Genomic DNA, 24,259 nt, shown 5'->3' on the forward strand with positions numbered 1-24,259 from the left:
AAACCTGCCACGTTATGTTTGATAGTCAATCCGTTATGCAACAGGTCGTATCACATCAGGGCGTATTACCCGACGCTTTCTTCGTCTGCGTCGCGGCCTGTCTGGCTTCCTCTGCAAGCGCTTCAATCTCTTCTTCCGTCAATTGATCTGACGCCTCATGCACCTTTGCCAGCCCTTCGCTGACCGTCACCTCTTTGGGATCGTCCTTCGTCGTCATCGTCATTCCTCTTAATCAAATAATACGGCAACCAAGATAAGTGTAGTCGACGGCGAAAATCCGCCAATCTGAAGAAGATTTAACTCTGCTTTCCGATTCGTCATATGTGATAATAATTATCAATTACATCATATTTATTATTCAGGGCCTTACCCCACCGACGTCAACGGACAGTACCGCGCTGCTCTCTGGATAGCGCCGTGACAAGGGAAAGGGTGTCTGTTGCCGCAAAGGCGGCGGGAAGGTCACCTGACGGGACGTTGGCATGTCAGAGTCTGAACTCAGAATGCTGTTCAACCACTATGCAGAGCGGTTAGAACGCTATCTCAATCATAAACTGCGCGACCCTCAGGCAGCGGCAGATCTGGTGCAAGAGAGTTTTTTACGGTTGGCGCAACGGCTGGAACAACAGGATGATGTAGACGACAAGAAAGCATATCTCTATAAGACAGCCAATAATTTGCTGCTCGACCATATCCGCCACCAACAACGTTGGCAGATGGCGACGTGTGTTGACGATGTGGATGCAACACTGGAATACCTGCCGGATGTTGCTCCCCAACTCGATCAGGCGGCGATGGCCCAACAGGAGCTGGAGCGTTTGGCAAACGTACTGGCGACATTGCCTGAACGTACACAGCAAATATTTCATCTGCACCGATTTGAACACATGACGCAGGCGCAAATTGCTCATCAGTTAGATGTTTCCCTCAGTACTGTCGAGAAACATCTTGCCATGACCCTGCACGCCATGATGACGATCCGCTCCTCATGAAGAGAATCGCCCGTCATGAAATAATCACAAATTATTTACGGGTTTATTGCCGTCAGACGTCTACTTATTTAGAGACCCTACATACTCCAGGCCTACAACATGAACGATTATCCTCCTGAGATTCATCAGCAGGCAGCACGATGGGCCATCTGTTTGGCCGAAGCGCCGCTGGACGATGTACAGGAACTGACATTCCAGCGCTGGCTGGCACAGGATCCGCGCCATCACCACGCGTTAGAACAGGCAGGGATGCTCTGGCATGAACTTGGGTCGCTCAACGCCGAGCAACAGCAAGTTCTACAAAAACAGGGGCTGCAACCACAGCAGTTAGCCATATTGCCTGTCAGACGCGTCAATCGCGTGACCCAGTGGAAAATTGCAGCCCTATTGCTGCTAGGTTTCGGTCTCGGCACAACGTGGATTTCCGATGGTATCATCATGCTACGCTCGGATTATCATGCAGATCACCAGGTCAAACACGTCACACTACCCGACGGCAGCCAGGTTGATATGGATGCAGGCAGCGCCATTGCCCTAGCCTACACGCCGCAAGAACGGCGAGTCACCCTGCTGCAAGGTTCGGCCTGGTTCACTGTCGCACCGACGAATGCACAGGAAAAACGCCCTTTTCTGGTTGATGCCGCATCCGGCACCACACAGGCGTTGGGTACACAGTTCATTGTGCAAAATGCATCGCAGACAACGACCGTCGGCGTAGTGGAACACAGCGTTCAGGTAACGGCAAACGGGCAAGCGCTGCGGCTTGATGAGCAACAGGCGGCACGCTATACCGAACAAGGTATGACACGCCTCCCTGGCTGGAATAGTCGCGAGCGCGGCGACTGGCGGCGCGGCCTGTTGATATTTGATCAACAGCCACTGGCTATTGTGATCGCCCGTATCAATCAGTATCGATCCGGCACTATCGTCATCTCCAACTCTGCGCTGCGCCAGCGTCAGGTTAGTGGCATGTTTTCGCTGAACGAGCTGGATAGCGCGCTGCAAACCATGACCACCGAATTGGGTGCTAAAACGGTTTCACTCCCCGGCGTCACGATTCTGTACTGACCCCCTTCTGACACCTGCCTTTCCCACTCCTGCAATACTGCTCAGGAGTGGCAATCTGTCATAAACCGCCCTTACGTTCACAAGGCTGCAACGCATTGGAGAAAAAAATTTAAATATTTTTTTACGGGTTCTTTCATCTCAGCCGTCTTCATATTTAGGTAATGATTTTTATTATCATTTTCATTAAGAAAAATAGGGTTGATTATCCCTTTGTTTATTAATGCTTATTGATGATTTAACGGATGACAGACCAGGCGAAAAATGTTTAAAAAAACACAACAGCAAGACAGCCGTTTGTTACAACTTAATCCACTTTCTCTTGCCGTCGGCATCGCGCTTTCGCTGCCGGGTTCGTTCCACTATGCGCAAGCAGAGACACAGGCCACCAACGTTCAGGAGGCCGCTCGCCAGAACACCGCCTTTTCCATCAGTTCACAACCCTTAAGTAGCGCACTGCTACGCTTCGCCGAACAAGCGGGGTTACAGGTCTTTTTTGCTGACGTAAAACTGGAAAATATGCAGGCCGCCGCACTTCAAGGACGTTTCACTCCCGAGCAAGGACTACGCCAGTTGATCGGTACCAATCCGGTCGATTTTCAGATTGGCAACAACGGCGTTATCACTCTGCGCCCTCGTTCAGCTAACGTCGATACGGTGAAAATAGACGATGTGATGACCGTTCGCGCATTTACTGTCGCCAACCCGGGAGACTGGATCTACGAACAGCCGCGTGCCATCAGCATCATTTCACGCGAGCAGATGGATAACCGCCCTGCTCGTCACGCTGCCGATATGCTGGAACAATCTGCTGGCGTCTACTCTAGCGTCAGCCAGCAGGACCCCGCTCTGTCAGTCAACATTCGCGGCATACAGGATTATGGCCGCGTCAATATGAACATTGACGGTATGCGGCAAAACTTCCAAAAAAGCGGTCACGGACAGCGCAACGGCCAGATGTATATCGATTCAGAATTACTCTCTGGAGCCACGATTGTGAAAGGTGCCACAAGCGGCATGGGCGGTGCTGGCGCATTTGGTGGCATCGCGACATTTAACACCGTCAGCGCCAGTGACTTTCTAGCCCCGGGCAAAGAATTAGGTGGGAAGCTGCATGCCAGTACCGGCGATAACGGAACGCATTTTATTGGCAGTGGCGTTCTCGCGCTAGGTAACGAAAGCGGTGACATTCTGGTCGGTGCCAGCGAGCGCCATCTGGGCGACTACTGGCCTGGAAACAAAGGCAAAATTGGCGATATTCGTACCGCATCGGGAAGCGACGAAAACACACTTCGCGCCAGCGAATCACTGAAACATGGCAAAGTCACTGACTCAGGCCACACGATGCGATCTCGTCTGGCTAAAGTAGGTTGGAACCTTCCCGCCAATCAACGCATCCAGTTAAGTTACTTGCAGACCCAGACAGACTCGCCCAATCCCAGTATGTTGACGAATACCACGTTTCCCGAACTGGGTTGGAAAAAAAGTGGATTTAGCAACATCATGTCACGCAGCAGCGCACTGGATTATCACTTGAACCCAGACGATCTCGACTGGATCGATTTTAGCGCAAAACTCTACTATGTCGACACAACGGATGAATCAGATACCTACAGTACCAGCAGCAGCATCAATAATAGTTATTGGACGCGCAGCCGCATGCGAACTTACGGCATACAGGCACAGAATACCTCACGCTTTAGTTTACCCGCCCAGCATACGCTAAGCGCCAACTACGGTATTGACGTTTTCTACGACAAGGCCAACAGTGAATCCACGCGCGAATCGATGGCAGGCGTTACGCCTGATGGTAATCGCTCTCTGGCTAGTCTGTTCGCCAACCTGACCTACGGCTATGATGATTTCCTAACACTAGAAGGCGGCCTACGTTATGACCGCTATCGTCTGCGTGGCACCACGGGAATGGAGATCACCGAGTTCCCATATACAGTGGACGCCCCCTGCACAGCAAATCGTCTAACGCTTTGTTCAACCGTCAAGAATACTCACCTCTGGAAGGTGGATAGCGAAACCGGAAAGTTTTCCCCTACCGCCGCGATAGCGATTAAGCCGGGAATAAACTGGTTGGAATTGTTCAGTAATTATGGCAAGTCATGGCGTCCCCCCGCCATCACGGAAACCTTGACCACTGGCAGCGCGCACTCATCATCAACACAATATCCCAATCCCTATCTGGAACCAGAACGATCCACAGCGTGGGAAACAGGGTTCAATGTTACGGCAAGCGAGTTGTTCACAGAATCCGATCGTCTGGTTGGAAAGGTGTCATATTTTGATACCAAGATAAGCAATTATATCAATATGGAAATCGGGCGAATTAAACCGGGTGTCTACACTGGGGCAGGTTCTGGTAACGCTGCCTATGTCAATAATCTGGTAAAAACGCGTTTCCGCGGCATTGAATATCAATTGAATTACGACACGGGTCGGTTTTATGCCGATCTGACCTACACCCGCATGATTGGTCAAAATGATTTTTGTTCAAACCCAGCTTGGCTTGGCGGCGTTGTCATCCGCGAGGGTGGACGAAATAATTACTACGCCACCCCCTATGATCAAGTTAACAACTACGTCCAATGCAACTACGGCACCGTTTTTAGCTCGTCATCCTATATGCCAAGCGATCGGGGAAGTCTCACTATTGGCACAAGAGCGTTTGATCGTAAATTAGATGCTGGAGCAGTAATCCGCTACAACCGCGGCTATCAGGATCGCTCGGCGGTAAATCAAGCAGGAGGTACTGGCAATTTCTATGTCGCCGACTGGCCGAAATATACCCTATTCGATCTCTATGCCAGCTATCAAGTAACGAATAATTTAAAGGTCAGTGGAGCGATAGAAAACGTTACTAATCGCGCATACATCGTTAGTTATGGCGATTCAATTTCATACACGCTGGGGAGAGGAAGAACCATCCAAGGTGGAATTGAATATCGCTTTTAAGCATTCTTCGCAGGAATTGTCTGCGAGTGAATCAGCCGCGAGTCATTTCGATGAGCGGTTCGACAGAGGGGGGGGTAAAACACCTCCGTTCATCAGATAGAGTATTAATGAGGAATAAAACATGAGTTTAAGTATTCAGTATGACACCGAGTTTTCCAGTTATTCTATCTCCCAGTATCTGACCGAGTGGTCCTCTTTATTCGGCGATGCAAACCATACCAACAATAATGTCACCGACAGCAACTCTGGGGGTTTCTACGGTGGCACCTCCTGGAATAACGGGACACAATATGCTCTGGTCAGCCCAAATAACGACACCTCTGCCTTCGTTGCCGAAGGCAACCTGACATATCAATTCTCTAACCACGTTCTGTACGGCCAACTGGACACACTAACCTTTGGTGACGGCCTGAGCGGTGGCACCAGCACCGAATACGCGATTCAAGAACCCCAAGTCACCTTTAGTGGTCTGGATCTCTCTAGCATCGTGGATAGTGGCCGTGAGGGTGTGGTACACGAAGTGGTTTACGGCCTGATGAGCGGCCAGGTGCAGCCACTGCTGGATGCGTTGGCTAACGCGGGTATCGATATTAACGCCAGCCTGGATAGTCTGAGCTTCGCAACAGCGACTTCCGATGCGGCACTTTCTGCCGATACCGTGGTTGACGTGGTCGGCGTCGCCGAAACGGCCGATCTGCTGGCGGCATAAGAAAACGGCTAAAAGATGACGCTTTTAGCCGTTTGAGTGAACACCGTCGCGGTACGGAGAGAGTAATACCCTAAATAATTCGCGTTGCAGGGATGCAGCGTGAAGTATGGCGGGCACGGCACCGCGGCGGTCTATTGAGTGTAATAACCGTTGGCAAACCGCGTCAATAGCGGTACGGCTAACCACTTCCTCCCTCTTCTGCGTGTGGGCACACCACAGTGAGAACGATGGCGATTTTATTGAAGAAGGAACATCCCATGCCCGCATCTTATCCAGCTTCATCAGGCAGGGAGATTATTGACGCGCTGGCCGCCTATCGTCAGGGGTTCTGGGGTATTGGCCTGTTCAGCGCCGTCATCAACCTGCTGATGCTGGCTCCAGCCATTTATATGCTTCAGGTCTATGACCGCGTACTGCCGTCCAGCAGTACGATGACGCTAGCGATGCTGACGATCATGATGCTGGTTCTATTTTTATTGATGGGATTATTGGAATGGATACGCAGCGCCGTAGTCATCCGTCTCGGTACACAGATGGATATGCGTTTGAATCAGCGTGTCTACAATGCGGCATTTGAAAGTAACCTCAAAAACGGAACTGCGGGTGCCGGACAAGCCTTAAACGATCTTACCGCCCTGCGTCAGTTTGCCACTGGGAATGCACTGTTCGCCTTCTTTGATGCCCCGTGGTTTCCGGTTTATCTCTTAGTCATCTTCTTACTTCATCCCTGGCTTGGCGTCATGGCGCTGGCGGGGGCGATCGTGCTGATTGTACTGGCCTGGCTGAATCAAAAACTTACGCGCGAACCCTTGGCATTAGCCGCACAAAACACCGTTCAGGCGACTCAACAAGCCAATGCCAACCTGCGCAACGCCGATGCTATCGAAGCAATGGGGATGCTGCCCGCCATGCGCGAACGTTGGCTGACGCAGCATAAAGCCTTTCTCTATTATCAGAATGTTGCCAGCGAAAAGAGCGCCAACATTACCTCACTGACGAAGAGCACTCGGCTGGCACTTCAGTCGCTGATGCTAGGCCTGGGCGCGCTGCTGGCCGTCAACGGCGATATCACACCCGGAATGATGATTGCGGGCTCCATTCTGGTAGGTCGCGTACTCAGCCCGATCGATCAGATCATTGGCGTCTGGAAACAGTGGATGCAGGCGCGTCTCGCCTGGCAACGTCTTAATATCCTGCTCGATAATCACCCCGCTCGACCTGCTGGCATGGCATTGCCTGCGCCAGAAGGTAAACTTCAGGTGGAACAGCTCAGCGCCAACGCGCCCAACACCCGCACTCCGATACTCGCCAACATCACATTTGAACTGGCTCCCGGCGATATACTCGGCGTCTTAGGCCCTTCTGGTTCAGGTAAATCCACCCTCGCCCGCCTGCTAGTTGCCGCCATGCCTGCACTCGGTGGCAAAGTCAGGCTGGACGGTGCCGACATGCACCAATGGGACAAAGGTGACTTAGGACGTTTCGTCGGATACTTGCCACAGGATGTGCAGCTTTTCAGCGGAACGATTGCCGAAAATATCGCACGCTTCACTCAACCAGATCCCGAGAAGATCGTCGCCGCCGCCATCACGGCAGGCGTCCACGAGATGATTCTACGGTTACCACAAGGCTACGATACACTGCTGGGTGAAGGCGGTGCCGGGCTGTCCGGTGGCCAGAAGCAGCGCGTCGCCCTCGCCAGAGCCATTTATAACCAGCCACGCCTGATCGTGATGGATGAACCGAATGCCAGTCTGGATGACGACGGCGAGAAAGCCTTATTGGCAGCGATTGCCGCGCAGCAGGAAGCCCAAAGCACACAGGTGCTGATCACGCATAAACCCGCCCTGCTGTCCTGCGCAAACAAACTGTTGGTTCTACGCGCCGGACAGATCCAGTATTTCGGCGCGACAGAGCAGGTGCTGAAAGAACTACAGCGTGCCAAGCCCGCTAATGCCTCTATGACCAACCCGATGGCTAAACCCGTCAGTACCAAACCCGTTAAGGCGGTTGACGCCGCGAATGCGTTTAGCCCAAAAGAGCCCGGTTCAACGGGTCTTAGCATGGTGTACAGCGCACCGACGTCTCGCCGTGTCGCACCGGATAAATAAGGCTCAGCACATTGGCAACGAACACCTGTCGTCAGGAAAGCATCATGGAAAGAAGAGGATAACCATGTCCGCGTTACGCAAAGTCCCATCACAGCCGACAGTCCCCCAGCATCCGGTAGAGGATAACGTAGCCGCGATGCCGTTACATACTGATGCCGGACGCTATTTAAAGCACGGTCTTTGGCTAGTTCTGGCTGGCTTTGGTGGCCTGCTACTCTGGGCTGGCATGGCACCGTTGGATAAAGGCGTCGCGGTGTCCGGCCGGGTCGTCGTCGCGGATAACCGTAAAGCAGTACAGCCCGTCAGCAGCGGACGCATCGCCTCGCTTGCCGTGCGAGACGGCGATCGTGTGCAGGTCGGGCAAATCCTTGCCACGCTGGATCAAACGCCCGCTCAGGCACAGCGCGATAATTTGGCCACTCAATTGCAGGAAGCACATGCAGGTGAAGCACGCCTGCTGGCGGAACGCGACGATCTGAACACGATCCTTTTCCCTGCCGCCACAGATCAATACAACACCGTCACACAGCAAATTCAAATTGCCCAGCAGCAGCTCTTCATCAGCCGTCGTGCGGCGCTGCAACAGGAGCGCGCCGCCATGCAAGCCGCCATCATCGGGGCAAAAGCCCAGTCGCAAGGTTCACAGGCGTTGCTTTCCAGCAGTCAAACACAGTTCCAGATCGTCAATGAACAGTTACGCGGGCTGCGCCCATTGGCGCAAGAAGGCTATATCGCCCGTAATCGCCTGCTGGACGTCGAGCGACAGGCCGCTCAGCTAGCAGGCGCGATTGCGCAGGAACGCAATAATCAGGTGCAACTCCAGCAGCAGGTTGTCGAGCTGGAACAAAAGATCCAGCAAAGCCAGAACGAATACCAAAAAGACGTGCGCGCCCAGCTCGCCGATACACAGCGTTCCATTCAGGATCTCACCCAGCGGTTGAAAACGGCGGAGTATGAGCTTCAGCACACGCACATTCGCGCTCCCGCTAGCGGAACGGTAGTCGGGTTGGCGCTGCACACCGAAGGCGGCGTAGTGAATAGCGGGCAGATGCTGATGGAGATCGTTCCCGATGGGCAGCCGTTATTAATTGACGCACAACTGCCTATCGAGCTGGTGGACCGAGTCAATAACGGACTACCGGTCGAGCTGCTGTTTTCTGCTTTCAATCAAAGCACTACACCGCGTATTTCCGGCGTTGTCGCACTCATCGGTGCCGACCAGTTAGTCGAGCAACAGACAGGAAAACCTTATTACGCCTTGCGTATTCACGTCGATGAACAAGGTAAACAGCAGCTCGCTGGGCTGGACGTTCGCCCCGGCATGCCAGTAGAAGCCTTTATTCGTACCGGTGAGCGCTCTCTGCTCAACTACCTGTTCAAACCACTTTCCGATCGCCTGCATCTGGCGTTGACCGAGGAATAACCATGCTGCGCCTTTCATCTGCTTACCGCGCGGCGCTCCGCTCCTGCTATGCCGTACCCATTTATGCCGCCCCCTTCTTCCTCGCGCTAATATACAGCGCACCGAGTCAGGCTATGGGGCTAATGGAAGCCTGGCAGCATGCGCTGACACACGATCCAACTTTCCAGGCTGCCGTGCATGCACGTAACGCCGACAGCGAAGAGAAGAACATCGGGCGCGCAGGACTACTGCCGAAAGTCACCTATGACTATAACCAGTCCCGCAACGATTCTACGGTCACCACAGGTGGCCAACAATCGGAGCGGGATTACACTAGTCGCGCTTCCAGTTTTTCCCTGCAACAGCCGCTGATCGACTACGCGGCGTGGTCGCGCTATCAGCAAGGTGAAGCTAGTGCGGTGTTGGCAGACGAACAACTGCGCGATGCCAGCCAGCAGTTGCTGGTACGCCTATTTCAGGCCTACACCAACGTGCTATTTAGCCGTGAGCAGATTACGCTGGTTCAGGCACAGCAACGTGCTTATCGTGAGCAATATCAGTTGAATCAACGCCTCTTCCAGCAGGGAGAAGGCACCCGCACCGATATGCTGGAAACCGAGGCGCGGGTCAATCTGACTGAGGCACAGCTCATCGAAGCACAGGACAATCTGGATATCAGCCTACGCGAACTGGAAACGTTGCTGGGTATGCCAATTGGCGTAGAGCAGCTTGCGGCGCTGACCCCGCGCTTCACACCACTGCCGCTTCAGCCTGCTGGCTATCAGCACTGGCAATCACTGGCGTTACATCACAACGCTCAACTACTGGCGCTGAATCAATCGCTGGCCGTGGCGAAATACAGCATTGAACGTAACCGGGCAGGCCACCTGCCGCAGGTCACACTGGTCGCCAGCACCCGCAACACCCAGTCAGATACCGAAAACAGCTACAACCAGAAATATGATACGCGCTCGATTGGCATCCGCGTCAGCGTGCCGATTTTTGCTGGTGGTGGCGTATCGGCGGCGACGCGTCAGGCAAAGGAGCGCTATCAGCAAGCCGCGCGGGAAAAAGATGAACAGACGGCAACCATTCAGACGGAATTACGCCGCCAGTTTAATTTGGTCACCAGCAGTCAGGCGAAAATCCGCGCCTATGAACTGGCGGAAAAATCGGCACTGGCGTTGGTCACTGCAACCCAAAAGAGCGTTCAGGGTGGGGAACGCGTGAACCTTGACGTGCTGAGTGCCGAACAACAGCTTTACGGTGCACGGCGCGATCTGACTGAGGCTCGCTATACCTGGCTAACAGCCTGGCTACAGTTGCGTTACTACGCTGGCACGCTGGATGAGCAGACGCTGCGTCAGTTAGCGACCTATTTCGTGCATAGCTAGATGACGTTTATAGACACTTCTGAAATGTTCAGAATACGGCTATTCATATCCATTTATCGGCTCCGTCGACGTATGCCAATACCGCGGTGGATTCTTCTCGCGCTCCATAGATCTTTTTCTGTACCTTCTCACGCGTTAAAAGCGGGGAAACACTTTCTGCAACGGCGTTGTCATGACCTTCTCCACGTCGACTCATACTGTCTTTTGAAGCAGGCCGTTAGCTCATATATCGATACGCTTAACGCATCCAGCAACACCTCTGTATTGGCGTATGCGTTTGTGATTGCGATTTATCGACAGTGAGTAACATAATGCCTACATGATTATCCTAGCCAGTGTAGTTAGAGGTTGTATCGATGAGTGCAGACCCCCTCCCGAAAAATTTGCCGTTGAGTAAACAACAAGTACGAACCTTGCTGGAATTGATTAGTGATGGTGTTTGGGACTGGGATGCGAATACAGGCTATGTCTACCGTAGTCCAGGGTGGTACACAATGCTTGGCTACCCTCTCAACTCACTTCCCAATACGGTTAAAACCTGGGAAGAACTTATCCATCCAGATGACTATGCCCGTGTGATGGCTCATTTTGAATCGTGTATTAATCAGCATGAGCCATACCGAATTGAATACCGGTGCCGTTCCAAGAATGACCAATATATCTGGATAGAAGATCGTGCCCATATTATCGTGCGTAATGATGATAATTCAGTGGCTCGAATGCTGGGGGTGCAAACCAATATTGATGCAGCTAAGCAGTTGATGTTCGCCCTGGAGTGGAAAAATCATTCTCTGGAAGAACTCATAGAAGAACGCACTTTAGAGTTATCCAAAGTAAATCAGCTGTTGCAGAAACAATTGGATAAAAATAGAGAACTAGCAGAGCACGATGCGTTAACGCAAACCGCCAACCGCTACGCTCTGGACAGAATCCTTGAGCAACAAGTAGAGCGAGCCGCTCGCTTTCGCCATTCCTTATCCTTGATTTTCATTGATGTCGATGATTTCAAGTTGATAAATGATAAGCATGGGCATATCCGAGGCGATGCGGCATTGATTAACGTCGTTTCATGCATTCAGGGTTGTTTGCGTGAACAGGACTGTCTGGCTCGTTGGGGGGGAGATGAATTCGTTATTGTACTGCCATCAACCTCAATAGAGGAGGCATGGCAAACATCAATAGCGATACAGCAAGCGATGAGCCGTATGCCACCCATTGACGATCACCAACTGACACTTAGCTATGGGGTCGTCCAGTGGCGCAAAGACGAAAGGCCAATTGATTTTCTACATCGCGGTGATCTGGCGCTGTATCAGGCAAAATTAAATGGAAAAAACATGCTTTCTCGCTGAAAAACACAAGCAAGTATACCCACTGCACCATAGTGGTCCCATGACAAACTCATGGCTGTCCCTGCGTTAAACACGAGTAGCATGTTAATCTTCTGTTTATGCCAAGGTAGCCACTATACAAGCAACCGGTTCAGGAAAACGCCAAACCGGTGACAAATCTTAGTTGATCACTACATGCTGATATGGTCGATATTCAGCCTTGAAAAAAATATTGGCATTCAGATATTCTAAAAAATTTATAGAAATTTTCTATTAATAACTAATAACACTATAACGAGTCCTCTCCCTTCGCATCTAATGCAAACATAGCAGAAAATAAGTTAGCTATATTCCTGAGGTGAATAGCGATGACGTAGCCGCTATTTTTATTTTTAAACAATCCCATCCTAGTCTGGCGTTGACTTCATTACCAAAAAGGGATTCATTATTTCATTTTTAAACTAATCATTTAAAAACAAGGAAATATGAGAAAATACCCCATTAGAGGTAGGTTAGCTGGCATTAAGATATGATTTTTTTTGGTGACCGTTAACGAAAACAAGAAATAAAGCAACACAAACTACAACAAAACAAGAACAAGAATTTAATTAATTTTAAAAACACTCCATCAATCATTAACAACCGTAATGCTTTACGCCCCCCTTAATCATTAATAAACTAAAGTCATACTTAAAAAAGTAAAGAAACCACAAAAAGATGATTATTGCGAGCGAGATCTTTTATTTTCAGGAAATAGGACAAAGATAAAAATTAATAGATTTAGATCAAGAAAACAAATAACAACCCGTCCATATAGTACCCGCAGTAAAAACTCACTTATTTTAATTCTAACTAATTAGTTCATCTTATTACCCTAAATAATTCAGGCGTGTGACAAAACGTTAGCGTTTTGAACAACGCAAAGCGTTGGCCCTTTAGGGCAAGGCCCATTTATGAGCCTTGTAACGCGGCAACTGAGCGAATCCTCAGGAGCTTACTCAGGTAAGTGACTGAGGTGAGTAAAGGCAGCCAACGCACAAGCAGCTTGAAGTATGACGGGTATAAAGCAATGCAATGGGGCTACTATGGAATTCATCATTCAATTAGTCATTGTCCTTATCTGCCTTTTTTATGGGGCAAGAAAAGGCGGGATCGCGCTGGGTTTATTAGGCGGGGTCGGACTTGTTATTCTGGTCTTTATCTTTAAACTGCAACCGGGTAAACCGCCCGTTGACGTCATGCTGGTTATCATTGCTGTGGTAGCCGCATCGGCAACGCTTCAGGCATCGGGCGGGCTGGATGTCATGCTACAACTCGCGGAGCGTATGCTGCGACGTAACCCGAAATACGTTTCGATTATCGCGCCGTTTGTTACCTGTATTTTGACTATTCTGTGTGGGACAGGCCACGTGGTGTATACCATACTGCCCATTATTTATGATGTCGCCATCAAGAATAATATTCGTCCTGAAAGGCCAATGGCTGCCAGCTCAATCGGCGCACAGATGGGGATTATTGCCAGCCCGGTTTCCGTGGCGGTTGTCTCACTGGTTGCCATGCTGGCTAATTTTACCTTCCAGGGTAAACATCTGGGATTCCTCGATCTGCTGTCTATTACCATCCCCTCTACCCTGCTGGGTATTCTGGCGATAGGGATTTTCAGCTGGTTCCGTGGTAAGGATCTGGACAAGGATGCTGATTTCCAGAAATTCATCGCTGATCCAGAAAACAAACAGTACGTGTATGGCGATACTGCTACGCTACTGGACAGAAAACTGCCACGCAGCAACTGGATCGCGATGTGGATATTTCTGGCAACGATCGCTGCGGTAGCCATTCTCGGTGCTGTTGAAGAGCTGCGCCCAGTTTTCGCTGGCAAGCCGCTGTCGATGGTGCTGGTCATTCAGATGTTTATGCTGCTTTCTGGCGCCATCATTATTATTGCGACCAAAACCAATCCATCATCAATCTCGAAGAATGAAGTGTTCCGTTCAGGGATGATTGCCATCGTCGCGGTATACGGTATCGCCTGGATGGCGGAAACCATGTTCGGCGCGCATCTGGAAGAAATCAAAGCCACGCTCGGGTCGTTGGTAAAAGTCTATCCATGGGCTTACGCAATTATCCTGCTGATCGTGTCCAAGTTCGTTAACTCGCAGGCGGCGGCACTGGCGGCGATTGTCCCGGTTGCGCTGGCCATCGGCGTGGATCCGGCATATATCGTGGCATCTGCACCAGCCTGCTATGGTTACTACATTCTGCCGACCTACCCAAGCGATCTGGCTGCTATCCAGTTTGACCGCTCCGGTACCACCAAAATCGGCCGTTTCGTTATCAACCACAGCTTTATTTTGCCAGGACTCATTGGCGTAACAACCTCCTGTATCTTTGGTTGGGTGTTCGCCGCGATGTACGGCTTCCTGTAATTCGGTTCTCTATACCTAAAAGCCGTCCAGCAATGGACGGCTTTTTTTATCTCTGCTGCCAGATGCGAACGCAGGCCTGTGCCAAGGCTCGCGTCGGATCGATGCTGATATCCCTCCAGCGTGACGACACCGCTTCTAGCGCAGGTGGAACTTCAGTACAGGCCAGCACCAAACGTTCAGCCCCTCGCTCCACAAGCTGTGCCGCAAGTTGTTCAAGCAAGCGCCCGCCGTGCTGGAGTTCACCGCGTTTTACCGCATAGCACCCCGGCACGAAGAGTGTCTTCATTTCCTGCTCGTCCGGCACCACCGTTTCAGCACCTAACTGTGCAGCAAAACGCTGCTGATACCATCCGGCCTTTAGCGTCCCGTGGGTCGCGATCAGACCGATTTTTTGCGGTGCTTTCTTTGCCTCCGCAGGCTGTGTGATAGCATGCAGCGTGGCATCGGCAATATGTACCAGCGGCGCATGGCTTGCCTCAGCCAGTGCGTCAAACCAGTGGTGCGCCGTATTGCACGGCACCACAATATGGCTGACCGATAAGCGATTAAGCTGCCGGACAACATGTAATAGCGTCGGCAACGGCGATTCACCGGTTCCTGCCAGCGCCTGCTGACGATCGGGAATCTGCGGCACATTCCAGGTAATCACCGGCACATGATCCTGATCGCGGCTGGCAGGCGTTTCCTCAACGATTTTATGCAGTAGATCGACCGTTGCCAGCGGCCCCATGCCGCCCAGCACACCAATCAGCGGTGTGCTCATTGTTCCGCCGTTTGTTCGAACAGTTGACGGTAGCCAAACAGCCCCGCCGAACCGCCGGTATGAATAAAGACAATGTTTTCATCGGCGCGAAAATGTCCCTGACGGATCAAATCGATCAGTCCCGCCATCCCTTTCCCTGAATAGACCGGATCGAGCAAAATTCCTTCCAACTGAGCCAACAGCCTGAGCGCCTCCAGCGTTCCCTCGGTTGGAATACCGTATCCTTTACCAACATAGTCGCTGTTTACCTGCACAGCGTTGCGTGGCAGTTCGCCCGAAATGCCCAGCAGTTGCCAGATGCGCTGCGCTAACGCATAAACATTCTCTTCCTGCTTTGCTTTGGGCGCTCTGACACTGATGCCTAGCAGCGGAATCTGGCTGTGTGTTGCCGCCAGCCCGGTAACCAATCCCGCCTGCGTACCCGTGCTGCCCGTCGCATGCACAATATGATCGATGCGCAGGCGCTGCTGGCTAGACTGGAACAGCAGTTCTTCCGCGCAGGCGACATAACCCAGCGCCCCTACCGGACTGGAGCCGCCGCCAGGAATGACATAAGGCTTAAATCCTTCTTTACGCAGCGATTCTGCCAGCGTTTCCATCGCCTGCTGCATATCCGTACCCGCAGGAAGATGATCGATAATTTCACCGCCCAGCAGGTTATCCAGCAGCACATTACCGGAGCGCTGGTAGTCCTCACCGTAGTCCTCAACCCGCTTTTCCAGCAGCACTTTGGTTTTCAACCCCAGTTTTGCCGCCGCCGCAATGGTTTGCCGTACATGATTAGACTGTGTCGCCCCCTGCGTGATGATGACATTCGCGCCCTGTTGCTGCGCATCGGCTAACAGGAATTCCAGCTTGCGGGTTTTATTCCCACCGGTCGCCAGCCCTGTGGCATCGTCACGTTTGATATAAATCGTCGGTCCGCCCAGATAGGCAGACAGGTTCGGCAATGCCTCCAGCGGCGTAGGAAAATGGCCCAGTGACAAACGGGGAAAGCGAGCAAGATGCATAATATTCTCCTGAAATTCAGATTACAGATTGAGGTGACGACGCGCTTCTTCACGAACGCGATGTAAAATACGCTGCTTCAATGCGGCGTAGTCAGGATGCTGTGCCAGGGTTTCAATTTCTCTTTCACGGCCAAACGGCAGCGGGATCACCTCCGCAATACGACCGGGACGCGCAGACATCACCAATACCCGATCGGCTAAAAACAGCGCTTCATCTACGTCATGCGTGACAAATAACAGCGTGGTACCCGTTTTCTGCCAGGCAGATAGCAATAGCTCCTGCATCATCAAACGAGTTTGTGCATCCAGCGCACCGAATGGTTCGTCCATCAGTAACACCTCGGGGTTCGGCAACCAGGCCCGTGCCAGCGCCACCCGCTGTTTCATTCCGCCAGAGAGCTGCCAGGGATAGTGCTGCTGGAATCCTTCCAGCCCGACCAGCGCCAAATAGTTTTCCGCTTCACGCTGAAGCTGGGCTTTATTCGCGCCCTGCATCCGTGGTCCAAACGTCACGTTTTCCAGCACGGTGAGCCAGGGAAATAAATTGGCCTGCTGAAATACCATGCCGCGCGAGGGCCCCGGACGACGAACAGGTTCATCACCGCACAGCACGCGCCCCTTATCGGCAGCTTCAAAACCGGCGATCATGTTGAGAATGGTTGATTTACCGCAGCCTGAAGGGCCTAGCAGCACCACGAATTCACCTTTAGCGATCTGGAGAGAAACGTCATCCAGTACCGTCAGAGGGCCACTTTGTGACGGAAACGTGAGGCTTACGCGTTCCACGACAATATGTGGCGCATCAGGCTGAGAACGTTCTGTCATGATGATTTCCCCGCCCATGGTACGAAGACGCGCTGCGCACCGATCAATAGCAGATCAAGCGCATAACCAATGCCGCCTAATAACAAAATGCCCAACATGACGATATCGGTACGCAGATAAGCGCTGGCGTTCATTACCATCCAGCCAATACCCGACGTGGCAGCGACCATTTCTGCCGCGATCAGGGACGTCCAGCCGATACCGATAGCCAGTCGCACCGTGGTGAATAGCTCCGGCAGCGTATCGGGCAAAACAACGTGGAAAAAGATCTGTCGGCGACTGGCACCAAGCGTTTGTGCGACGCGGATACGGGAACGTTCCACGCGCTCAACAGCGGCACTGGCACCGACCACGACGCTAAGAAAAGTCGCGATAAAGATCAGGAAAAATTTGGATGCTTCGCCGATTCCCAGCCAGACCACAGCCAGCGGGATCAGTGCGATTTTAGGCAATGGCCGGAGAAACTGCACAAAAGGATTAAAAATGGCAGCAATCGGAGCCGATAACCCCATCAGCAGGCCAAGCGGGACGCCAAGAATAATGGCAACACTGAAGGCGCTAAGCGCCCGAGCGACACTGACGGCAATATGTTCCCACAGCGACACTTGCCGATAGCCGTCCTGTGCTAGCTCCCCAGCGGTCAGCATGATATCCGACAGCGGCGGTAGCAGCAGTGGATCCACCCACTGCCTCGCTCCCGCCAACTGCCACAACGCGAGCACCAGCGCCACGGACGTGATGCTCAATAACACATAAGACGTTCTTTTCACGACCCGTTAATTCCCTTTCGCAGCCTGCTTCAGATAAGAGGAATTAATAGAGTCAGCGAACGATGCAGGAATATCACGCTGGCGAACTTCGCCGATACTCTCCAGAAAATGCGCCGTCTTTGCGACCGCCTGACCGATGCCGCTGCGATCGGTGTTGTTACCGTCACCTAGCCACTGTGCCGTCGCCTGCTGCTCCAGCGTCGGATATTCCAGCCCTGACAGCGTATTGGTTGCCGTCGTAACAGGTGCGCCGACCTCTTTTGCCACAATCGCCGCCGCTTTTTCCGGATCCTGACGGAACTCATTCACTTTCTGTTGATGTACCCGCAGGAAGCTCGCCACCGTTTCTGGGTACTGCTGGGCAAAGGCCTTTCTGACCACATAGTTGTTGTAAATCAGATAGCCATCTTTTTGCAGATCTTTAGTCGCGAAAATCGCATGTCCGGCGGAGGCTTCCAGTTCCTGCGCGAATGGCGCCCAGACGTAGCCAGCATCAATATCGCCACGCTTCCATGCGGCGACCATCTCTGCCGGACGTAGCGGAATAAGGGTAATCTTGCTGCGATCGAGTTTATTCACCGCGATTGCCGCTTCCAACGCGTACTGCGCCGTGGAATTTGGCGGATAGGCGACGCGTTTACCTTCGATATCTTTCAATGTGGCGATGCCAGACTTGGCAATCAGGCGCTCATACGTGGCGATCACACCAGATACGCCGACGATCTCTACGGGCAGTTTTCTGACAATGCCCGCTGTCGCGGGGCTGGAACCAAAGTTGGCGATATCTATCGCATTACTGGCGAAATAATTCAGCGCATCAGCACCAGAAGCAAACTGCACCCACTTTACTGGCGTACCCAATGCTTTTTGCAGTGAACCGTCGGCTTTGGCTAAGACTAATACTTGTGAACCACCGCTGTAGGCCACACGAACCTCATCAGGATGCTTTTCAAGAGCGTTATTTTCCGCTGCCAGTACGGATGTTGTAATTAATAACAAGCCACCGACACCGACCGAACTCAATATTTTTTTCATTATTTTTCCCTATGGTATTCGATAAATAACCAGTTAAATAAGTTAATAAATTATTAATTAATTCATTAGGCCACTTTGTTATTTAAATAAGATAATTGCCCCCAACTAACATCATCGACAAAAATGCCGTTATCCAAGCGCTGACGATAGGTTTGTTTTTCTTTATCGCCCGGCAGTAATAATTCGTTATCATCGCGGGATTGCCGCACCCATTCCAATAAGGCCGGAATTTCCTGCTGATAGGTTGCCGCACCGCCTAATTTTTGCGGATCGATTAAAATCGAGAGCATGCTGTTAATAATCTGCTTACCCTCACCTTTCGCCGTACGTTCGGTTTTCCCGCCAGTCAGCGCCGCGCCAAGCAGGGAACACACCAGCGACAGCCCCGACCCTTTATGTTCTCCGAACGGTAGCAGTGCACCCAACGGTTGTTCCATCAGCCAACGTGGATCCACCGTCGGGTTACCTTCGTTATCAACGATGCAACCAGGCGCAACGGATTTGCCCTCATTCCACGCGATACGGGCTTTGTTACCCGCAATCACGCTGGTAGCAAAATCCAGAATCACCGGATCGTCATGTTCAACCGGAATACCCGCACAGAACGGGTTCGTCCCGAAACGCGCCTGCTGGCCCTGCCACGGCAGCACTACCGGCTTGGTATACACGTTGGCAAAGTGCAGCGACACCAATCCGACCTCTGCGGCCTGTTCCGCCCATGCGCCGATGCGCCCCAGATGGTGAGCATTTGCCAGACTAACCACCGCCAGACCATGCGTTTGCGCACGCGCAATGCCTTCAGCCAGCGCCTGCTTTGCCACCACTTGACCAAAGCCCTGCTGACCGTCAAACGAAATTAACGGGCCGAAATCCAGCGTTTTTTCTGCACGTGCGTGAGGCGAAAGCCCACCTTCTCGAATCGCGTCAATATAGCGTGGCAGCATACTCACGCCGTGAGAGTCATGGCCTTTCAGACTGGATTCGACGAGGTTGTCCGCGACAATTTCTGCAATTGACGCGTCCACATCATTCTCTGTCAGTCGGTCGCGTAAATAATCACGTAAATAATGATGAGTAAAAACAGGCATATTTTTCTCGGCATACCACAATAATAATTAATATTGTCGCCACTATAACGCGCAGATTTTTATCCATAACTGAAAAATAAGACTATCTATAGCTAATATTTAGCTAAGGCGGTTATTTACTTGTTTTCCCTTATGCATCGCTAATTAAAATCACATTTATTCTAACTTATTCCAAAAAACACTTTATCAACAACGCACCAAGAAAATTACGATGCCTTCTTTAATACATCATTTACTACACGTTATTTATTGAAATATTAAATAATGGTTCTGATCTACTTTATTGCCGTTCGTAATTACTATTAATAATGAGACAACGATGATGAATCACTCACCACCACTACCCGCGAAAAAATCAACGCGTTTTACACGCCTTGCCGCCATGATCGGTCTGACGTTAACGGCATTTGGTGCCAATGCGGAGGGCACCATTAGCATTGCACAGCAGTTTGGCATCGGTTATCTGATTCTGGATGTGGTGCGTGACCAGAATCTGATAGAAAAGCACGGTAAGCAGCAAGGGCTGGATATCAAAGTAGACTGGCGTACGCTTTCTGGCGCGACGGCGATTAACGAAGCGCTGCTGTCCGGCGCATTGGATGTGGCCTCCGCGGGTGTTCCTCCGATGCTCACCGTATGGGATCGCACGCAGGGTCGCCAAAATGTAAAAGCCATCGCTTCGCTCGGTTCCATGCCCAACTATTTACTCAGCAATAACCCGGCGGTGAAATCCATCCGCGACCTGAGCGATAAAGATCGCATCGCCGTACCTGCCGCAGGCGTCGGCTTCCAGTCACGCACGCTGCAAATTGAAACCGCGAAGCTCTATGGCACAGAAGATTTCAAGCGCTTTGATAAGATTTCCGTCAGCCTGCCGCATCCCGATGCCAGCGCGGCACTTATCGCGGGTGGTTCCGAAATTAATGCTCACTTCTCCAGCCCGCCTTTCCAATATCAGGCACTGGAGCATGCCAATGTGCACAAAATTCTGAGCTCTTATGACGTATTGGGCGGTCAGGCGACGTTCAACGTGCTGTACACCACACAGAAATTCCATGATGAGAATCCGAAAACCTACCGCGCCTTCTATGAAGCCCTGAAAGAGGCCTCACAAATCATCAAGGCAGATAAAACCGCAGCGGCCGACACCTATATTCGGGTAGAGAAATCGAAACTGGATCCTGAGCTGGTGAAACGCATCGTTGCCGATCCCGAGATCGATTTTACCATCACCCCAGAGCGTACCTACGTTTATGCCGAAAAGCTGCAACAGCTTGGCGTGTTGAAAAACAAAGCCGCCTCCTGGAAGGATTATTTCTTTGCTGAAATCCATGACCAACCGGGTAGCTAAACGGCCAGTGTCAGGTCTATTCGACGACCATCGTTGTCGCTACGCAGGAGAACAAGCATGACAAACCACTCTCACGACGCTGTCGGCCAACCGCTGTTGCAGGTAGATGGCGTCGGGCTGGAATACCGCACGCGGCGCAGTCTGGTACGCGCCACCCATGATGTAAGTTTTGACGTCTTTCCCGCCGAACGGTTTGTGCTATTAGGGCCTTCCGGCTGCGGCAAGTCCAGCTTGCTCAAGTCTATCGGCGGCTTTTTGTCTCCGGTAGACGGAGAAATTCGCCTGGACGGACAGCGTGTCAGTCGTCCGGGCCCCGATCGCATCATGGTCTTTCAAGAATTTGACCAGCTACCGCCGTGGAAAACCGTGCTGGAAAATACGTTGTTTCCGCTGGTTGCCAGCCGTCAGGCAACGCGAGCCGAAGCAGAAGAGCGCGCCCGTTATTTTCTCGATAAGGTCGGGCTGACGAAGTTTGCCGATGCCTATCCGCATACCTTATCCGGTGGGATGAAGCAACGTGTCGCCATCGCGCGGGCGCTGACTATGCAACCGAAAGTGCTGCTCATGGATGAGCCGTTCGCCGCATTGGATGCACTGACACGCCGCAAAATGCAGGAGGAATTGTTGGCGCTGTGGGAAGAGGTGCACTTCACGCTGCTGTTTGTCACCCACTCGATTGAGGAGGCGCTGATCGTCGGCAGCCGAATTTTGCTGCTCTCACCGCATCCGGGTCGCGTGCGGGCGGAAATCAACTGCCATCAGTTCGCGCTAAACGATCAGGGCAGTGAAGCCTTTCAGAGCACGGCACAGCGCATTCATCATCTTCTTTTTCCAACCGATGTCGACGCGCCGTCACCCGTCACATCCACGCAAGGTAAAACTTATGAGCATCCAACCCCCCGTGCGGCCCGAGTATCAGCGTGAACTGGCACCGCTGAAAGATTTTACCCTCGCCCAACCTCTGCCGCTGGTAACCCGTCTGTGGAATCAGACCTGGATTCGCAAGCTAGTGCTATTGGCTGGGCTGCTATTACTGTGGGAAATAGGCGCTCGCTGGCAAAATAACGACCTGATGCTGCCCAGTTTCCTGCAAACATTCCAGGCATTTCGTGACGATATCGCCAGCGGCGAACTGCCGCATAAGATGGTGGTTTCACTCGGCACACTGCTGAAAGGTTATATCATCGGTAGCCTGCTCGCGCTGGCGCTCAGCGCGTTGGCGGTATCCACCCGTTTCGGGCGCGATCTCTTAGGCACATTGACCTCCATGTTCAATCCGCTCCCTGCGATTGCGTTACTGCCGTTAGCACTGCTGTGGTTTGGGTTGGGAGAAAAGAGTCTGGTGTTCGTGCTCGTCCACTCCGTGATGTGGCCGATGGCGCTGAACACCTACTCCGGTTTTCTCGGCGTCTCGGAAACGCTGCGTATGGCGGGCCGCAACTATGGGCTAACCGGCTTTCGCTACATTAGCGCGATCCTGATACCTGCTGCGCTGCCGTCGATTATCTCCGGCCTGAAAATCGGCTGGGCATTTGCCTGGCGCACCCTGATCGCCGCTGAGCTGGTATTCGGTGCGTCGAGCGGCAATGGCGGTTTGGGTTGGTACATCTTCCAGAACCGCAACGAACTTTACACCGATCGTGTTTTCGCCGGGTTGGCTTCCGTCATCCTTATCGGGCTGCTGGTTGAAGGACTGGTGTTTTCCACCATCGAAAAGGTCACGGTGAAACGCTGGGGAATGCAGCGCTAAACGTCATTCTGGTTATGCGAAATCTGCCCATTCATAGCCAGAATTGTTCTTTTGCGGTGTTCGATATCGCTGTTACAACTGATTTGTCTTTTCCCACAGAGATGAGAGATCGCGAACATGATTGCAATACAAGCACCACAAACCTATCTGAATCGTGATGGCGTCATTCGTTCTGTCGGCGACTATGCGGCTCCTTACGCCAGCACGGTACTCATTATTACCAGCCCGCAGGCATGGAAAACGACGTCGGATGCCGTCGAACACAGTCTTAATGAACACGGTTTACGCTATCAGGTCGAATTCTTGCCGGGTGATTGCACCAAACCCGCGATAGAAGCGCTGACCGCACAGGCGCGCGCCTTCAACGCGGAACTGATTTTAGGCATCGGTGGTGGGCGCGTGCTCGATGTCGCCAAAGCCGTCGGCGACATTCTGGGACAAATCCCCGTCATCGCCGTACCTACCATTGCCGCTACCTGCGCCGCCTGGTCACCAATCAGCGTAATTTACAGCGATAGCGGTGCGCACAACGGCCCCTTTCCGCTGACGCGTTTACCAGTGTGGGTGCTGGTAGACAGTGAAATCATCGCTCACAGTCCTTCCCGTTATCTAAAAGCCGGTATCGTGGATGCGCTGGCGAAGTGGTACGAATTTCAACCGTATCTGCGCCACGGCGATAATGGACTGGCGCTAGCGCTCAAAGCACAGGCGGCACGACTGGCTGTGGAAACCTTTAATACACTCGGCGAACAGGCCATCGCGGATAATGAACAAGGCTTAGTCACACCTGCCCTACGTAGCGTGATCGATGCGGTTATCGCACTGGCTGGCGTGGCGAACAGCATGAAAGATGAGGTGCCACGCATTGGCGTTGCGCATGCCATTCACAACAGCATGACACGCCTGCCAGAACTGCATGACTGGCTGCATGGTGAGAAAGTCGGTTTTGGTCTGGCGACACAGGCTTTTCTGGAACACGATAACGACGCTGACCGCGAAGAACTGTTCACCCAACTACGCCGCTACGGTAGCCCGATAACGCTAAGCGCCCTCGGCCTGAACGAACGTCCGCAGTTAGTTGAAAGCATCGCTCTGAACGTGAAAATCGCACCGAAAATTGCTGCACGCCTGCCTTTCGCAACGGATGCCGAACGTATTCAACAGGCGCTATGGCGCACGCAAACGCTGGAAAGCCAAGTGATAGACAGCCACGCGGCCTAGTTGATAGTCACCTTCAAAATGGAAACGGGTGCATCGAATAACCGATGCACCC

20 protein-coding genes are annotated in these 24,259 nt (G+C 52.2%); 13 read left to right on the plus strand and 7 right to left on the minus strand.

Annotated elements, in window-relative coordinates; translation table 11 throughout:
* Positions 1-55: 55 nt before the first annotated feature.
* Positions 56-217 (minus strand): hypothetical protein, encoded by a 162-nt coding sequence (locus CLR69_RS22865; protein ID WP_165324946.1) that lies wholly within the window; start codon positions 215-217, stop codon positions 56-58.
* Between the two features lie 265 nt (positions 218-482).
* Between CLR69_RS22865 and CLR69_RS08470 the strand changes: the two genes are divergently transcribed.
* From CLR69_RS08470 to CLR69_RS08510, 9 genes are all read left to right on the plus strand, one after another.
* Positions 483-992, plus strand: coding sequence for an RNA polymerase sigma factor (locus CLR69_RS08470; RefSeq protein ID WP_129713274.1), 510 nt, complete (start codon positions 483-485; stop codon positions 990-992).
* Between the two features lie 99 nt (positions 993-1,091).
* On the plus strand, positions 1,092-2,060 hold the full coding sequence (locus tag CLR69_RS08475) for a FecR family protein (RefSeq protein WP_129713275.1): 969 nt from the start codon (positions 1,092-1,094) through the stop codon (positions 2,058-2,060).
* 261 nt (positions 2,061-2,321) lie between these two features.
* Entirely contained in the window at positions 2,322-5,021 is a 2,700-nt protein-coding gene (locus tag CLR69_RS08480; RefSeq protein WP_129713276.1) for a TonB-dependent receptor, read from the plus strand.
* 121 nt (positions 5,022-5,142) lie between these two features.
* On the plus strand, positions 5,143-5,730 hold the full coding sequence (locus tag CLR69_RS08485) for a heme acquisition protein HasA (RefSeq protein WP_129703969.1): 588 nt from the start codon (positions 5,143-5,145) through the stop codon (positions 5,728-5,730).
* A gap of 257 nt (positions 5,731-5,987) precedes the next feature.
* Complete coding sequence (locus CLR69_RS08490) at positions 5,988-7,841, plus strand: type I secretion system permease/ATPase (RefSeq protein WP_129713277.1); 1,854 nt, start codon at positions 5,988-5,990, stop codon at positions 7,839-7,841.
* Positions 7,842-7,905: 64 nt separating this feature from the next.
* On the plus strand, positions 7,906-9,264 hold the full coding sequence (locus CLR69_RS08495) for an HlyD family type I secretion periplasmic adaptor subunit (RefSeq protein ID WP_129713278.1): 1,359 nt from the start codon (positions 7,906-7,908) through the stop codon (positions 9,262-9,264).
* Positions 9,265-9,266: 2 nt separating this feature from the next.
* Positions 9,267-10,637 (plus strand): TolC family outer membrane protein, encoded by a 1,371-nt coding sequence (locus CLR69_RS08500; RefSeq protein ID WP_129713279.1) that lies wholly within the window; start codon positions 9,267-9,269, stop codon positions 10,635-10,637.
* Between the two features lie 356 nt (positions 10,638-10,993).
* Positions 10,994-11,989: a sensor domain-containing diguanylate cyclase gene (locus CLR69_RS08505; RefSeq protein ID WP_129713280.1), complete on the plus strand. Its 996-nt coding sequence runs from the start codon at positions 10,994-10,996 to the stop codon at positions 11,987-11,989.
* Positions 11,990-13,053: 1,064 nt separating this feature from the next.
* Positions 13,054-14,394, plus strand: a complete 1,341-nt coding sequence (locus CLR69_RS08510) for an anaerobic C4-dicarboxylate transporter (protein ID WP_129703960.1) — start codon at positions 13,054-13,056, stop codon at positions 14,392-14,394.
* Positions 14,395-14,440: 46 nt separating this feature from the next.
* Here CLR69_RS08510 and cuyB read toward each other — a convergent pair whose 3' ends face one another.
* The 6 genes from cuyB to CLR69_RS08540 all read right to left on the minus strand — a co-directional run bounded on the left by cuyB (position 14,441) and on the right by CLR69_RS08540 (position 19,885).
* The gene (gene cuyB / locus CLR69_RS08515; protein WP_129713281.1) at positions 14,441-15,157 is read right to left on the minus strand and encodes a cysteate racemase; all 717 of its coding nucleotides are present in this window, start codon (positions 15,155-15,157) and stop codon (positions 14,441-14,443) included.
* Positions 15,154-16,167, minus strand: coding sequence for a D-cysteate sulfo-lyase (cuyA, locus tag CLR69_RS08520; protein ID WP_129713282.1), 1,014 nt, complete (start codon positions 16,165-16,167; stop codon positions 15,154-15,156). Before cuyA ends, cuyB begins: the two co-directional genes overlap by 4 nt.
* Positions 16,168-16,188: 21 nt before the next feature.
* Positions 16,189-16,992: an ABC transporter ATP-binding protein gene (locus CLR69_RS08525; RefSeq protein WP_129713283.1), complete on the minus strand. Its 804-nt coding sequence runs from the start codon at positions 16,990-16,992 to the stop codon at positions 16,189-16,191.
* On the minus strand, positions 16,989-17,762 hold the full coding sequence (locus CLR69_RS08530; RefSeq protein ID WP_129713284.1) for an ABC transporter permease: 774 nt from the start codon (positions 17,760-17,762) through the stop codon (positions 16,989-16,991). Before CLR69_RS08530 ends, CLR69_RS08525 begins: the two co-directional genes overlap by 4 nt.
* Positions 17,763-17,768: 6 nt before the next feature.
* The gene (locus tag CLR69_RS08535) at positions 17,769-18,797 is read right to left on the minus strand and encodes a taurine ABC transporter substrate-binding protein (protein WP_129713285.1); all 1,029 of its coding nucleotides are present in this window, start codon (positions 18,795-18,797) and stop codon (positions 17,769-17,771) included.
* Positions 18,798-18,862: 65 nt separating this feature from the next.
* The gene (locus CLR69_RS08540; RefSeq protein WP_129713286.1) at positions 18,863-19,885 is read right to left on the minus strand and encodes a malate/lactate/ureidoglycolate dehydrogenase; all 1,023 of its coding nucleotides are present in this window, start codon (positions 19,883-19,885) and stop codon (positions 18,863-18,865) included.
* Between the two features lie 322 nt (positions 19,886-20,207).
* Between CLR69_RS08540 and CLR69_RS08545 the strand changes: the two genes are divergently transcribed.
* From CLR69_RS08545 to CLR69_RS08560, 4 genes are all read left to right on the plus strand, one after another.
* The gene (locus tag CLR69_RS08545; RefSeq protein WP_129713383.1) at positions 20,208-21,236 is read left to right on the plus strand and encodes an ABC transporter substrate-binding protein; all 1,029 of its coding nucleotides are present in this window, start codon (positions 20,208-20,210) and stop codon (positions 21,234-21,236) included.
* Positions 21,237-21,293: 57 nt separating this feature from the next.
* A complete protein-coding gene (locus tag CLR69_RS08550; protein ID WP_129713287.1) occupies positions 21,294-22,160 on the plus strand; it encodes an ABC transporter ATP-binding protein in 867 nt (288 codons plus the stop codon).
* Positions 22,120-22,986, plus strand: a complete 867-nt coding sequence (locus tag CLR69_RS08555; protein ID WP_129703944.1) for an ABC transporter permease — start codon at positions 22,120-22,122, stop codon at positions 22,984-22,986. Before CLR69_RS08550 ends, CLR69_RS08555 begins: the two co-directional genes overlap by 41 nt.
* A 117-nt stretch (positions 22,987-23,103) precedes the next feature.
* Entirely contained in the window at positions 23,104-24,207 is a 1,104-nt protein-coding gene (locus tag CLR69_RS08560; RefSeq protein ID WP_129713288.1) for an iron-containing alcohol dehydrogenase family protein, read from the plus strand.
* The last annotated feature ends 52 nt before the right edge of the window (positions 24,208-24,259 follow it).

It is taken from the genome of Pectobacterium zantedeschiae (assembly GCF_004137795.1).
Classification (GTDB): domain Bacteria; phylum Pseudomonadota; class Gammaproteobacteria; order Enterobacterales; family Enterobacteriaceae; genus Pectobacterium; species Pectobacterium zantedeschiae.